Source organism: Pseudomonas sp. TH06, assembly GCF_016651305.1.
Taxonomy (GTDB): Bacteria; Pseudomonadota; Gammaproteobacteria; order Pseudomonadales; family Pseudomonadaceae; genus Aquipseudomonas.
Genome location: NZ_JAEKEC010000004.1, coordinates 282,313 through 295,659, shown reverse-complemented (window position 1 = coordinate 295,659; position 13,347 = coordinate 282,313). Strand labels below are relative to the sequence as shown.

At 58.2% G+C, this 13,347-nt stretch carries 10 protein-coding genes and 4 tRNA genes; 2 read left to right on the top strand and 12 right to left on the bottom strand.

Annotated elements, in window-relative coordinates; genetic code table 11:
* Positions 1-49: 49 nt before the first annotated feature.
* The 7 genes from JFT86_RS28585 to JFT86_RS28555 all read right to left on the bottom strand — a co-directional run bounded on the left by JFT86_RS28585 (position 50) and on the right by JFT86_RS28555 (position 7,953).
* Positions 50-364, bottom strand: a complete 315-nt coding sequence (locus JFT86_RS28585) for a contact-dependent growth inhibition system immunity protein (protein ID WP_201234373.1) — start codon at positions 362-364, stop codon at positions 50-52.
* Positions 354-5,015 carry an RHS repeat protein gene (locus JFT86_RS28580; protein ID WP_201239358.1) on the bottom strand — a complete coding sequence of 1,554 codons (4,662 nt, stop codon included), beginning with the start codon at positions 5,013-5,015 and terminating at the stop codon, positions 354-356. Before JFT86_RS28580 ends, JFT86_RS28585 begins: the two co-directional genes overlap by 11 nt.
* Before the next feature lie 237 nt (positions 5,016-5,252).
* A complete protein-coding gene (locus JFT86_RS28575; RefSeq protein WP_201239357.1) occupies positions 5,253-5,660 on the bottom strand; it encodes an SEL1-like repeat protein in 408 nt (135 codons plus the stop codon).
* Positions 5,661-6,032, bottom strand: a complete 372-nt coding sequence (locus tag JFT86_RS28570; protein ID WP_003223109.1) for a hypothetical protein — start codon at positions 6,030-6,032, stop codon at positions 5,661-5,663. It abuts the gene before it with no gap.
* Positions 6,029-6,370, bottom strand: coding sequence for a helix-turn-helix transcriptional regulator (locus tag JFT86_RS28565; RefSeq protein ID WP_201239356.1), 342 nt, complete (start codon positions 6,368-6,370; stop codon positions 6,029-6,031). The genes JFT86_RS28570 and JFT86_RS28565 overlap by 4 nt, the downstream gene beginning before the upstream one ends.
* Positions 6,371-6,483: 113 nt before the next feature.
* Positions 6,484-6,939 (bottom strand): YkvA family protein, encoded by a 456-nt coding sequence (locus JFT86_RS28560; protein ID WP_201239355.1) that lies wholly within the window; start codon positions 6,937-6,939, stop codon positions 6,484-6,486.
* A 294-nt stretch (positions 6,940-7,233) separates the two neighbouring features.
* Positions 7,234-7,953, bottom strand: a complete 720-nt coding sequence (locus JFT86_RS28555) for an FKBP-type peptidyl-prolyl cis-trans isomerase (protein ID WP_103306955.1) — start codon at positions 7,951-7,953, stop codon at positions 7,234-7,236.
* 270 nt (positions 7,954-8,223) lie between these two features.
* On the opposite strand from JFT86_RS28555, the gene JFT86_RS28550 reads away from it, so the two are divergent.
* Both JFT86_RS28550 and JFT86_RS28545 read left to right on the top strand, forming a co-directional pair.
* The gene (locus JFT86_RS28550) at positions 8,224-10,032 is read left to right on the top strand and encodes a di-heme-cytochrome C peroxidase (protein WP_201239354.1); all 1,809 of its coding nucleotides are present in this window, start codon (positions 8,224-8,226) and stop codon (positions 10,030-10,032) included.
* Complete coding sequence (locus JFT86_RS28545) at positions 10,029-11,192, top strand: catalase family protein (protein ID WP_201239353.1); 1,164 nt, start codon at positions 10,029-10,031, stop codon at positions 11,190-11,192. Before JFT86_RS28550 ends, JFT86_RS28545 begins: the two co-directional genes overlap by 4 nt.
* On the opposite strand, the gene JFT86_RS28540 is transcribed toward JFT86_RS28545, so the two are convergent.
* The 5 genes from JFT86_RS28540 to JFT86_RS28520 all read right to left on the bottom strand — a co-directional run bounded on the left by JFT86_RS28540 (position 11,193) and on the right by JFT86_RS28520 (position 13,297).
* Complete coding sequence (locus JFT86_RS28540) at positions 11,193-12,611, bottom strand: hypothetical protein (protein ID WP_201234375.1); 1,419 nt, start codon at positions 12,609-12,611, stop codon at positions 11,193-11,195.
* A 151-nt stretch (positions 12,612-12,762) separates the two neighbouring features.
* Positions 12,763-12,839: transfer RNA gene (locus JFT86_RS28535), tRNA-Asp, on the bottom strand.
* Between the two features lie 19 nt (positions 12,840-12,858).
* Positions 12,859-12,934 (bottom strand) — tRNA-Val (locus JFT86_RS28530).
* A 191-nt stretch (positions 12,935-13,125) separates the two neighbouring features.
* Positions 13,126-13,202 (bottom strand) — tRNA-Asp (locus JFT86_RS28525).
* Between the two features lie 19 nt (positions 13,203-13,221).
* Positions 13,222-13,297: transfer RNA gene (locus tag JFT86_RS28520), tRNA-Val, on the bottom strand.
* Positions 13,298-13,347: the final 50 nt, after the last annotated feature.

The window sequence follows — 13,347 nt, the reverse complement described above, 5'->3', positions numbered from 1 at the left end:
AACCAACATTTCTATTGATCAAAAATAATAAAAGCTTATCCAAGACAATTTAAATATAACTTTTTGGTTCCTCTCGAATAACCGCAGAAATGTGCTTCAACCAGGCATATCCATTTTTCCAGTCATGCCAATAGCAGTAACAACATCCTATTTCTTTCAGCAAAAAATCCCGAGTTTCGTTTTCTGTAATATTCATGGCCAACAAGTCATTGATTTCCTTTATCACTTCCCCCACTACACAAGCTTCTGAGTCTGCCAGGAAAGATTTTACAACGTCATCTGCCAAGTCAAACTCACACATCCAATCCTCGTGAAAATAGGCCCCGAGAAATTGGAATAGGCTAGGAAAATCTTCAGTTGTCATTCACAAAACCCGTCAAGATAAAGTACCCAAGTGGTGAAGTTGCATCTCGCCGCAGCACTAATCTAATACTAAACAGCTGTTCCAAATTTCCGCTCTGCCTCACAACACCCACACCAGCAGGAATAGGCACCCGTTCATTAATTACGAGTTTATTTGCGTTACCTGCTAGAAAGTCATCAATTTTTACTTTGTTGCTCCTCATAACATTCGAGAGTGCAGCTTCAGCTTCAGCCCTATTAAGAAATGTTGATGCAATGGGTATGTTCGGTTCAGCTAATAGTCTAGCTCTCAGTTGGGCCTCCGATCTATCGACATGTCTCGCAATAGCATGTCCTCCTCGAGACTCATGAGCCTCTAACCCTCCTCCTGGAACGATTTCACTGTAGGGGCCATCAGCAACACCCGACCCAGGACAAGGAGTGCAAGCCAACCCCAACGGATCCACCCACCCCGTCGGATTCGGCACGTACTGGTACTGATTCAACCCACCCGCCAACTTGATCGGATCCGGCGTCAGATACCGTCCAAGCCTAGGGTCGTAATACCGATGCCGGTTGTAATGCAGTCCGCTTTCCCCATCGAAATACTGCCCCTGAAAGCGCAGCGGCTGGTCCAGGTATTCCTCGCCGGCCAGGGTGATCGCGGCGACTTTGCCGTAGGCGTCGTATTGCGCTGACCAGACAATTTCGCCGCTGTAATCGGTGAGTTCCTGCGGGGTGCCGAGGTGGTCGAGTTGGTAGTAGAACGGGCAGGCTTTTTTCGGGCCTTTGCCGTCGAGCAGCGCCAGCGGGCGGAAGGTGCCGGGCTCGTAGACGTAGCTGCGGTGGTGGGTTTTGCTGCTTTCGGCGACGAGGTGGTCGCCTTGCCAGAAGAACTCGGTGGTGGCGCCGTCGACGGTTTTGCTGATGCGTCGGCTGAAGGCGTCATATTGGTAGCTGGCGGTCTTGCCGTCGGGGCGGGTCAGGCCGATGAGGCGGTGCTGGCAGTCGTAGCGGTATTCGGTGACGAGTTTCTGCGCGGTGCCGCGCCGTTCGCGGATCAGGTTGCCGAAGGCGTCGTAGTCGTAGTGGCGATCGCCCTGCATCAGCAGGCGGTTGCCCTTGACCTGTGTCGGGCCGGGGCGGTCCTGCATCAGCAGGTTGCCGGCGGGGTCGTGGGCGAAGGATTCCGGCAGTTCGTCGCGTGAATGGGTGACGCGGATCAGCTGGTCGAGGGCGTCGTAACCGTAGGTGCGCTGACCGTGGCGGGTGTCGGCGATGTGCGCCAGATTGCCGTTGGCGCTGTAGGCATATTCGCGGCGGTACAGTGACGCGTGCTCATGGCCTACGGCGTGGGCGAGCAAGCGGCCCTGATCGTCGTAGGCATAGTCGCTGAGCAGCAGGCCTTGTTTGCGTTGCTGTTCACGACCGGACTCATAGCGGTGCGAAGTCAGTGGCGCGCCGTTGAGGTGGATCGCCGTCAGGGCCCCACCCTTGGCGTAGTGATAGTCGAGTTTGCTGTTGTCCGGCAGGCGCTGACGCTTGAGCTGGCCGCAGGCGTCGTAGCTGTAGCGCAGGGTGCCCCAGCCCTGATGCTCGGTGATCAGCCGGTCCTGCAGGTCGTATTCGAAGGCCAGCGGATGTTTCTGGCCGTCGTCGACACCGGTCAGTCGACCGAGGCGGTCGTAGCGGTAGGCAACCTTGACCCCGTCGGGCAGGGTCTTGGTCAGCAGACGCCCGGCAGCATCGCGCTCGTAAGCGGTGAGCAAAACAGAACCGTCATCACCGAACTCGGTCTTTTCCAGCAGATGCCCGTTGAGGTCGTAAACGTAGGCCGTGCGCCGGCCATCGAAGCCGGTTTCCTGTCGGATCAATCCGGTCGATGTGTAGTCCAGTTGGTATTTTTCGCCGGACTCGTTTTCGATTTCGGTGAGCAGCAGCTGCGCGTGGTCGTAGCGGTACTGCACCCGCGTGCCGTCGGGGTTGATCTTGCGCGAGACCAGGTGCAGGTCATCGTCATACTCGTAGCGAGTGATGCGCCCGAGTTCGTCGCGTTCGGCGGTGACCTGACCGTAAGCGCCGTAGCTGTAGGCACGGGTGGCGCCCGTAGGAGAAGTCGTCTGGATCAGTCGGCCAACCGCGTCCCAGTGCTGCCGCGTAACCGCGCCGTGTTCATCAATCGTGGTGGTCCGTCGCCCCAGCGCATCGTAGGAAAAACGCCGCACGCCGCCATCGGGCAGGGTTTCTTCCGTCAGTTGACCGAGGGTGTTCCAGACGAAAACGTGTCGACTGGTGTCTGGATAGCGGATCGACAGCAGTTGCCCGCGAGCGTCGTAGTGGTAATGGCTGACCTGCCCGTCGGGATCGATCGCCTCAGTGACATCGCCCTGAGCATTACGCCGATACGTCCACACCGCCTCGCCACGCGAGCGGCTGTGCAGGAAACCGTTGCGGTACTCGTAGGACGTCGGCTCATCGTCCGGCGGAAGTAGCGCAATTAAACGTCCGACTTCGTCGTAGCGGTATTCGGTGAAGGCGCCGAGCGGATCCTGCTCGGCGATCAAACGGCCCTGATCGTTGTAAGCCTTGAGGTGCTCGCCGCCATCGGCTTCGACCTTGCGCACCAGCCGTGCGCGATCGTCGTGAACGTAGGTTTCTTCAGTGCCATCGACGTAATGCACCGCGACGCTGCCGTCGTCATCCCAGACGTAGCGAGTGTCCATCTGCGAGAACGAGGCCCAGTGCCGCATGCAGCGCGCCGCCTTGCCGGAGCGTTCCCACTCCCAGAAGAAGCTCGCGCCTCCGGTCAACTGGCGCTGCAGGATGACGTGCTGGTCGTCGTAGTCGTAGCGCTCGCTGTCGCCGACGGCGTTACACGCTTCGATCAGGTGCTGATAGGCGTCGTAGCCATAACTGACGAGGGTCTGTTCGGTGTGCCAGGGCTCAGCAAGATTTTGCGTCGGGTCAAAGCGCTGGTAATCCACCGCAACCAGATGAGCCCGGTCATAGCGCAGCAACAGCGCTCGACCCGCACCGTTATCCAGACGCTGAACACGATCCTGACGATCCCGCGAAATACGCAGACGGTTGTCATAACCATCACTAACCGCCGTCAGCCTTCCAGCGCGAAAGTGATAAAACCGTGCGGTTTCTCCGGCCAGCGCCAGAATCAGTTCCTCCGGCTCATCCCCGAGAAAAATCGCCGCCCGCGACAGACTGTTATGAATCGCCGGTCGCTCGACACTGGGCAGTGGAAACCGCGTGCGCCGGTTCTCATGGTCAACCCAGACCACAAAATCGCCATCGAACTCCAGCCGATGGGCCAGCGAGTGGCTCCAGCCAAACCCCAGACCGACATCAATCTCGGCGGCACTGGTGCGATACAAACGGGTGAACTCGAATGGCAGCAAACCATCCAGCACGCCATCGGTCAGGGTCAGCAGCTCTTCGCCGGTGACCATCGACACCGGGCAGCCATTGGTGCACGTACCGGGCACACAATCGGCGCTGTCACCGTTGGGGTTTTTCGCCTGATCCGGCGAGTCGTCGTGGTGTTCGTTTTTCTTCAGCAAAGCATTGCGCTTGGCATTCCAGCGCATTTGCATGCGGCCTTTTTTCACACTGGCCGCAATCCCGCGCGCGGCGACGGACTTGTATTTATCAACGTACTTGATGAAGCCGCTGACAATGCCGAACAACGCCTTCACCAACCGCATCACCGCCGACAGCAGTTGAGCCGCGCGATTGGCCAGGCGCAGCGTCAGATAAGCGATGCCCGCACCGCCACTGGCAAACGTCAGAACAACAGCAATCAGCACATCAATCAGCACCTGCACGATGACCAGCGACACCGCTTCAGCGGTTTTGCCGACCACTTCACTGGGCGGCAGCATCTCCATCCAGAGACTGGCGGTGCGCAACAACAAGCACAGCGCGGCCTCGTCACTGACCAGCAGTTGCAGCTTCTCCATGAGCTCGGGAGCCGTTGCCGCCAGATCGATCAGATCAGCCGCGCCACTGCCCAGTCGATCCACAAACGCGCCCGGATCCTTGAGAATGTCCGAAAGCATTCCAATGCTGTCCCACACCCCCTCGATCGCCGCCCAACTGCCGGCCAACATGCCGTTACCGGCCGCCGTTGCCACCGACTGCGACCATTGCGGCTTGAAGCCCTGCCACTCGTTACGTAGCCAATCATCCAGTTCAACGGTCAGGCCATCGTAGGATTCGAAAAGCTCTTCAACCTGTCCCGGGGTGACACCGCTGTGCACTTGCACCCGGTAGAACTTGCCCTCTTCGCCGCGAAATTCGCCCAGGCCTTGGGCATCGAGGGTCACCGGTACTGTTTTGCCGCCATCCACTGCCACGACATCAACCGTGATGTTGCCTAGCGGGATGTCATAGACGGATTCGAACTTGCTCTCGATCAGCATCAATCCGCCCTTCGGGCACTGGACGACGCGGGAGAAAAATTCGTCGTCGCTGCTGCTGACGGCGGTCGTGTTTTCACCGAAGCGGATCAACCGCTCCATGCCCATCAGCGACGGCAGATCGGCGGCGTGGCTGACGGTATCGGCTGCACGGCTGGCCCAGTGTTTGAGCTGTTCGCGGTAGAGACTGAGGGTGTCGGGGAAGCTGTCGAGTTCTTGCTCGATGCGGGTGATGGCTTCCATCAACGTACGCTGGCGTACGGAGTGGACTGAATGACCGGGTCGAGCATGAACGTTCCCTCGCGCAAAAATTAGGCGCGGGAACTGTGCGGGGGATCAATCAGGAAAGAAGTCAGGCAAGTAGGCAATGGATGTAGGACTAGTCTGTAAAACCTCAAAAAAACTAAACAGACAGGCATAAACGCAAACGTGGCGTGAGGTTTCCCTCACGCCACGTTTATCGGGCGGACATATTTGAAGTTACTGCGTTGAACCTCCAGCCCCCAGTTCTTTCAATTTGAGCTCGGCCAGCGGATGCCCGGCCTTGGCCGCCATATTCCACCAGCGGGCGGCTTCGGCAGGATCCGGCGCTTTGCTCGGTGTACCCGCCAGGCTGATCACTCCGACCTGATAGGCCGCTTTGCCATCACCGGCCAGGGCCGCCAGCCGCAACAGGCGCACACCTTCTTCTCGCGCCCCCAGCCCAACACCGCGAAAGGTCAGGATGTGTCCGTAGAAGCTTTGTGCGCCGACATCGCCGAGGTTGGCCATGCGTGCGAACTGGCCTTCCAGCCAACGCCAGCCGCGCGGCTGACGAACGAACCACGACCAGTGAAACAGCCGGCGCGCCAACCAGTAGCTGACCTGCGCCTTGAGTCGTAAAAACACTCAGGCCTCCGCCGATTCCGGGTACTCGTATTCGAAGACTCTGACCACTTCGGAAGCATGCCAGGAAGCCGCTGCAACACCATCGGAAGGCCCGGAAAAACGCCCCAGACGTTCAACGCACTCGAAAAAACCGGTGCGCGGCAGGCGACTCGCGCCCTGACTGATCACCAGCGAACTGCGCAACGGCTGTTCCGCCTTGGCGTCGAGTGCCGCCAGATGTTCAAGCGCGGCGGTCAGGGTTTGCATTGCCGGCGTCGGCAGTTGCAAACGTTCGAGCAGCGCCCGATACGTCAGCAGATGGCGCTGCCGGCGTGCCTGATCCAGTTCCCCCAGCAATCCGTCCCAATGTTGTCGACTGATGCGTACGCTCACGATTCTTCCCTCCACCCGGGCACCGTCAGTTCCCATGCCAGGCTGCGGCGAATCGCGGCGTCAGGCAGACGCTCGCCACTTTCAATCATGGCCAGGTAAGACGGGCTGATGCCTACCGTGCGGGCCAGCGCCTCGATGGCGATGCCCTTCCCTTCGCGCAAACTGCGTAGTTGATCCAGACCTGGAAGAATCGGGTCCGGTGATGCCGCGATCGGCTCTGGAGCCTGCCGCGACGGTGCTTCGTTGATGCCTGCTGCTTTCAGTAGAGCCTGATACTGAGCCCATGGCAAAACCGCGTATTCGGGTTCGCCATCGCGTGCAATTATCTGAATATCCATGACTACCCCGTAGGACAACAACACTTAGCGAGTCGGCACTTTTCCCTAGAAGTGTAATCCTAACAGCGGCTAAGGTCGCGGGGGGTATCTATCTGTAAAAGGGACTACAACAATCAGGGCTTTTTCGGGCCTTGCAGCTGAAGTTGCTCAGGGGTGTCGGGCAGGCGTTCAACGACCGCGAGTTTTTCCGGTTGCTGGCGATTTCGCCAGAGACGGAAGGCGTTGAGTTCATCGTCGAGGGTTTTCATCAGCCAGGCGAGGACGGCGATGTCATCCAGCATGCCGAATACCGGGATGAAATCCGGAATCGCATCGACCGGACTGAGGAAGTACATCAACCCCGCCACCACCGAGATCAATGCTTTTGGACTGATAGCGCGATACTCGCCGCGCCAGTAGGCCAGGCATAGCGCCTGGAGCAAACGCAGATCATCTTTCAGCTTACCGAGACGATTGCCTTGCGCAGCGCCTTTGCTCGCCACCGCAAACAGCAACGTCGGCAGGCGACCGCGAGCCAGCAGCCGGCCAGCCAAGGGCAGGAATCGAGCGAAATTCCACGGAGCTTTCATCTTTTCCTCCCGTTGAAATGTTATCCACACAAATTGTGGATAACCTTGTGAACAGAGCTGCATTTCAGCGCTGAGAGCCCCGTTTCATAAGGGCTGCGCTCAGATCGGGCGTTTTTTACTCACATAAAAAACCCCAATATTTCATTGACTTGGCGGCTCAGGGCGTCTAGCGCTGGCAACCTCAAAGGCTATGACTCTTCTGACCGGCATCGGTTCGCTCTGTTTACCCTTGCCAGGGTCCAGATGCAACAACGCCCCGCATAAGCGAGGCGTTGTTGGCGAAGCCGTTACCGATTACTTGGCGGCAGCAGCGTCTTCTTTGGCTGGATCCTTGATGGCCAGCAGTTCCAGGTCGAAAACCAGAACCGAGTTGGCCGGGATTGCCGGGCTTGGCGATTGTGCGCCGTAAGCCAGATCGCTAGGGATGTACAGTTTGTACTTCTCGCCAACGTGCATCAGTTGCAGACCTTCAACCCAACCCGGGATCACGCCGCTCACCGGCAGATCGATCGGGCTGCCGCGCTCGACGGAGCTGTCGAATACGGTGCCGTTGGTCAGCTTGCCGGTGTAGTGAACAGTCACTACGTCGGTAGGCTTAGGCTGTGGGCCATCAGCTTTCTTGACCACTTCGTACTGCAGGCCGGAAGCGGTGGTAGTCACACCAGCCTTCTTGCCGTTTTCTTCGAGGAATTTCTTGCCGGCAGCTGCCGACTCTTCGCTCATCTTGGCCATGCGCTCTTCGGCACGCTTTTGCAGCGCGGCGAAGGCTTCGACCAGTTCTTCATCTTTCAGCTTCTGTTCTTTCTTGCCGACGGCATCTTCGATGCCCTGGGCTACTGCTTTGGAGTCCAGATCATCCATGCCTTCCTGAGCCAGGCTCTTGCCCATGTTCAGGCCGATACCGTAGGAAGCTTTTTGCGCCGGGGTTTTCAGCTCTACGCTGGTCTGCGAATCACAACCCGCGAGGACCAGGCTAACCAGGGCTACCGCCGCCGCCAACCGATGCTGTTTCATGCTATTTCCTTGTTCATGCGCCGAAAGGGCAATCGAGTAAAGCCGCGAGCTTATCAGGCCGCCACGACCAATGGCTACCGGCATGAGAGCAGTAAACCTGCGATAAGTTCAGGGATTAAAACGCATTTGGGCAAACGGACGATGAAGCTTCTGTCATCTGTTCCTGAGAGTGGGCGACTCGCCTGCCCGCACGACTTGGTGTAATGGCCACTTGCCGCACAGGGGCAAGCTCAGGCATAACAGCGCAACAATTCGACAAGGATGTTTATCTTGCGCCTCTTATTCCGTGTGCTGACCCTGATTGTCGTGCTGCTGGGACTCGTCCTCGCGGTGGTTTTGTATTACGTCGCCAATCCGAAATTACCCTTTTACACCCCCGTACAGCAGGTGCATTACCTGAATCAGTGGTCGCAGGCAGAACGCGATACCTACTACTTCACGCCGCAGGGCACTCAGGTCAAAGGGCTGCGTTATGAGTGGTTCCAGGCGCTGGAATTGCCTTTTTCGCAGCAGCGTTTCGCTTCGCCCGAATACCTCGCCCGTTTTGGCTTTCTGATTGATCCGCAGCAGAAAGCCACGCCGAACAATCCCGGCAATCTTCCTGTCGGCTTTGCGCGGCACCAGAATCCCGGCAGCAACGAGCAATATCTGGACATAACTTGCGCCGCTTGCCATACCGGCGAATTGCGCTTTAACGGCCAGGCCGTGCGCATTGATGGGGGCTCGGCGCAACACGTGTTGCCTTCCAGTGTTCCTACGCTGCGCGGCGGCAGTTTCGGACAAGCCATGGTCGCCAGTCTCACCTCGACTTACTACAACCCATGGAAATTCGAACGCTTCGCGCGCGAGGTTCTAGGCAATGACTACGACGCACGCCGCGAGCAACTGCGCAAAGACTTCAAAAGCTCACTGAACACCTTTCTGAAAGTCGCCTGGAATGACACCCATCGTGGCCTCTACCCGACTGAAGAAGGCCCGGGACGCACCGATGCATTTGGGCGGATTGCCAACGCAACGTTCGGCGATGCCATTACTCCCGCCAACTATCGCGTCGCCAACGCGCCGGTGGATTACCCGCAGTTGTGGGACATGTGGACGTTCGACTGGGTGCAGTGGAACGGTTCTGCGCAACAGCCGATGGCGCGCAACATCGGCGAAGCATTGGGTGTCGGCGCTACCCTGAATTTCTTCGACGCCAACGGCCAGCCGCTGCAAGGCGATGATCGTTATGCCTCCAGCGTCCGTGTGCGTGATCTGCACAAAATCGAAGAAACCCTGCAACGTCTGCAACCACCCGCGTGGCCGGAAGACGTATTGGGCGCCGTCGACAAACCGTTGGCCGCCAAGGGCCGCGCACTGTTTGCCGAGAACTGCGCCGGCTGCCACGTCCCGCGCAAGACCTTGGAAGGTGAACGCTGGGTGCAGCATTTGCACCTGTTGCCCGTGGACGTGATCGGCACCGATCCGAATGCCGCCAACAACATCGCCAGCCATCGTTTCGACCTCACGGCCCTGCAATGGGACCTGCAAGAGCTGGAAAAAATGGACGTAAAACTGCACCCGTCACCCAAGGAACCACTGGATCTGAGCCAGTTGTCTGTGGCCAAGGGCCTGGCGTACGTCACCGCATTCGTCGAAAACCGCGCTTACCGCGAAGCAAACGTCACCGCCCAAGAGAAACCGGTTCTGGACGGTTTTGGCCTGCCGATCGGTGTGCGTGAAAAAGTCGCCTACAAGGCGCGCCCACTGGCCGGCGTCTGGGCCACTGCGCCGTTTCTGCACAACGGTTCGGTGCCGAGCCTTTATCAGTTGCTGTCGCCGCAGGATGAGCGCGCGACCACCTTCTATAAAGGCACCTTCGAATACGACCCGCGGCATCTGGGTTATCGCACCGAAGCTTTTACCAACGGCTTCCTGTTCGACACGCGGATCACCGGCAACCACAACAGCGGCCATGAATTCCGTGCGGGAGAACGCGGCAATGGCGTCATCGGCCGCTTGTTGCAGCCCGAAGAACGTTGGGCGTTGCTGGAATACCTGAAAGTCCTCGGCGGTCCACTGGAGGCGCAATTGCCATGATCTCGATCTTCAAGAAAGACCTGCCACCGCTGGCCCGGTTCTGGTTGTGGCTGGGGCGCTTGCTGGGCAAAACCCTGCTGTTGTTACTCGCCATCGGCCTGCTTGGCTGGGCCATTGCCTCGGCCTGGTTTGCCTGGCAACACCGTGGCCCGGTTTCAGCGATGGAGCAGATCCCGCCGGGCGAGTCAGCGATGACTCAAGATGTGATTCAGACCGCCGTGCGCATTGTTGATCAGTATCGCGAGCCGACCCGCTACCTGCGCGACGCTCACGCCAAGGCGCATGGTTGCGTGAAGGCGCAGGTGCTGGTTCTGCCGCAACTTGCCCAGTCGTTACAACAGGGCGTGTTCAGCGAGCCGGGGAAAACCTGGCAGGCGCTGATTCGCCTGTCCAACGGCAACGCCTATCCGCAGTTCGACAGCATCCGCGATGCCCGGGGCATGGCGATCAAACTGCTCGACGTACCCGGCAAACCCTTGCTCGGCGACCGTGAGCAACAGCGCGAACAAGACTTCGTGATGTTCAGTCACCCGAACTTCTTTGTCAGCGATGTCGCCGAGTATCGTCAGAATGTGGCTGCGCAGGCTGACGGCAAAAAGGTCATGGCGTTTTTCCCCGGTTGGGATCCGCGTACCTGGCAGATCCGGCATCTGTTTATCGCCCTGGCGACCTTGTCGCCAGCGCCGGAAAGCCCGACGCGCACCACGTATTTCTCGGTCTCGCCGTACAAGTTCGGCGAGTCGAACGCCAAGTTCCGCGTGACCCCGGATCCCGACAATTGCCCTGCCTATACGCTGCCCCGACAAAATCAGGAGCTGCCGAACTTCCTGCGCAGCGCCCTGACTCAGCAACTGTCGACGGATCGCGTACCGGCGTGTTTCCTTCTGCAGATTCAGCACCAGGACGCCTACAAATACATGCCCATCGAGGACACCAGTATCGAGTGGCGCGAGCAGGATTCGCCGTTCGAAACCGTGGCCCGTATCACCGTGCCACCGCAGGACTTCGATACACCGCAGCAGAACCTCGATTGCGACAACCTGTCTTTCAATCCATGGTTCGGCATTGAAGCCCATCGCCCGATTGGCGGGATCAATCGCCTGCGCAAAGCGGTGTACGAGGCGGTCAGCGACTATCGTCATCAGCGCAATGGCGGTTGATCACGGCTCTTTCTGTGCGGTAGATGAAGCCCTGACCCTTCCGGTTTCAGGCCATGTGGCGCTTGGAAGAAGGACGCTGAGAATTCCGGCGTTGGCGACCTTGTCGATCAACACCTGCACACTGATGGCGCCGAAATCGATTTTTTGCTCAGGGCCTGGAGCGAGTGCTGCGATCAACTCGTGAACCTTGGGCATTATCGGCTTGGCAAAACGCAGGACAGCACCGTCGGGGGTGATCGCAAAAATACGTTGATGAGGCGCTTCGCTGACACGTTCCAGACTGATTTTGAGATCGGCGGGCGAGAAAAAATCCCGGTGAAGATCGGTCCCGCCCGCAGCCAGTCGATTCGCCGGTAATCGCTGAATCGAGTGATAAATGCCATGCACGCGAAACCCTCGGGGGATGCGTGGCTGGCCCTGCGCATTCTTGGGGAACAGCGCGCTGCGGTCGAAGCCCGCGTATTGTCTGGAGAGCGGCACGGTAACAACTAGAAACTCACTGACGTTATGTCTGAGAATAAAACCGACATGGGGATTTGCCGACGGCAGTGCGGCTATTTGTTTTTGCAGATAGACGGCTGCTTTTTTTGCATTTCGACAGATCGGACCAAAAATCGGCATTAATTTGATCGGCGGTGGCGCCTGCAGGATGTCCGACCGCCAACTGGCTTTGAGCCGGCCTCGGTGCCGCCAGAGATCCCCGGCAACCACAACGTTTATCTCTCCGGCCGCCAACGCCAACAGGATCCACAGACTGCTGGGAATCGAGCCCTCTTCATACAGACTCTGGAAACGTCGCGAATCGCCATCGGGATTTGGCGCCAGGCGCGGCGACAGTTCCTGCTCATACGGCAGATTGCTCGACGTGTACAAGAGAAGTCCACCGTTACCGGCACTCAGATAACATTTCGAGTATTTTCGATGCATGTTCATCACTGCGGATAAATCGGCAATGGTGAAGAAGCGATTGCGCTGGACCCATTCCGTGGTGGCTTCGTCGGCGCCTTGAACCTTCGCCGGACGAGCATGAAAACTCGCCTCGAGAGAAAAACCCTTGGGGACGATCAACTGGCCGTTCGCACCAGCAGTCACTGCCCACTCGTGACGCTGATCCACGGCTGGCTCAGGCGGTTTTTCCTGGACCGCGCTGGCCTCAGCCTCGATCCGCTGAGCGCAATAGAATCGCCCGTCGCTGCTTTTCAGAATGAACCAGTGCAACTCGTTCCTTCGTGGCAGTTTCAGCAGGCCATGCAAACACGCTGCGGCGTCGTCGCTCGAGAGAAATGCAGGTTTGTCTGCCATGAATGACAGCGCATCCGTGTCGTCGGCAGTAACAGTGGTGGTTGCAGAGGGAGTTGGAGGCATGCGGTCGGGCTCTCGACAGGCAATGGGATCGGCGCCATGACTTGAAAAGGTCATGAACAACAGGAGCCATTGTCCGAAAGCGGTGCGACTGGCAGGCACTACATAGATATAGGCCGTGAAAAAAACCCAAACGCCAGACAGCAAAAAGCCCGCACTAGGCGGGCTTTCTGTGGAATCTGGCGTTCAGTGTTCCAGATTCCGAATATGGCGCAGCGGACGGGACTCGAACCCGCGACCCCCGGCGTGACAGGCCGGTATTCTAACCGACTGAACTACCGCTGCGCGAAACGCTTGAAACGAATGGTGGGTGATGACGGGATCGAACCGCCGACATTCTGCTTGTAAGGCAGACGCTCTCCCAGCTGAGCTAATCACCCTTCGCTTCGTTACGGGACGCATTATGCCACAAGTTTTCATAAAGTGTTGATTTAATTGAAGTTTTTTTCAAAAAAATCTGAAAACCGGTGAAACGACACATCCCGCGGGTACAACCTTGGAGCAGAAAAAAACCCGCCTTGGCGGGTTTTTCCGTGGTGACCTGGCGTTCAGTGTTCCAGGTTACCGAATATGGCGCAGCGGACGGGACTCGAACCCGCGACCCCCGGCGTGACAGGCCGGTATTCTAACCGACTGAACTACCGCTGCGCTAAACACTTGAAACGAATGGTGGGTGATGACGGGATCGAACCGCCGACATTCTGCTTGTAAGGCAGACGCTCTCCCAGCTGAGCTAATCACCCTTCGCTTCGGTGTGGCGCGCATTCTACGGAGCGACCCAACCTCTGGCAAG

What these genes read in the sequence shown, in the direction of transcription:
- JFT86_RS28585 (WP_201234373.1), bottom strand. Translation starts at nt 364, where the DNA reads ATGACAACTGAAGATTTTCCTAGCCTATTCCAATTTCTCGGGGCCTAT.
- JFT86_RS28580 (WP_201239358.1), bottom strand. Translation starts at nt 5,015, where the DNA reads ATGGAAGCCATCACCCGCATCGAGCAAGAACTCGACAGCTTCCCCGAC.
- JFT86_RS28565 (WP_201239356.1), bottom strand. Translation starts at nt 6,370, where the DNA reads ATGGATATTCAGATAATTGCACGCGATGGCGAACCCGAATACGCGGTT.
- JFT86_RS28560 (WP_201239355.1), bottom strand. Translation starts at nt 6,939, where the DNA reads ATGAAAGCTCCGTGGAATTTCGCTCGATTCCTGCCCTTGGCTGGCCGG.
- JFT86_RS28555 (WP_103306955.1), bottom strand. Translation starts at nt 7,953, where the DNA reads ATGAAACAGCATCGGTTGGCGGCGGCGGTAGCCCTGGTTAGCCTGGTC.
- JFT86_RS28545 (WP_201239353.1), top strand. Translation starts at nt 10,029, where the DNA reads ATGATCTCGATCTTCAAGAAAGACCTGCCACCGCTGGCCCGGTTCTGG.
- JFT86_RS28540 (WP_201234375.1), bottom strand. Translation starts at nt 12,611, where the DNA reads ATGACCTTTTCAAGTCATGGCGCCGATCCCATTGCCTGTCGAGAGCCC.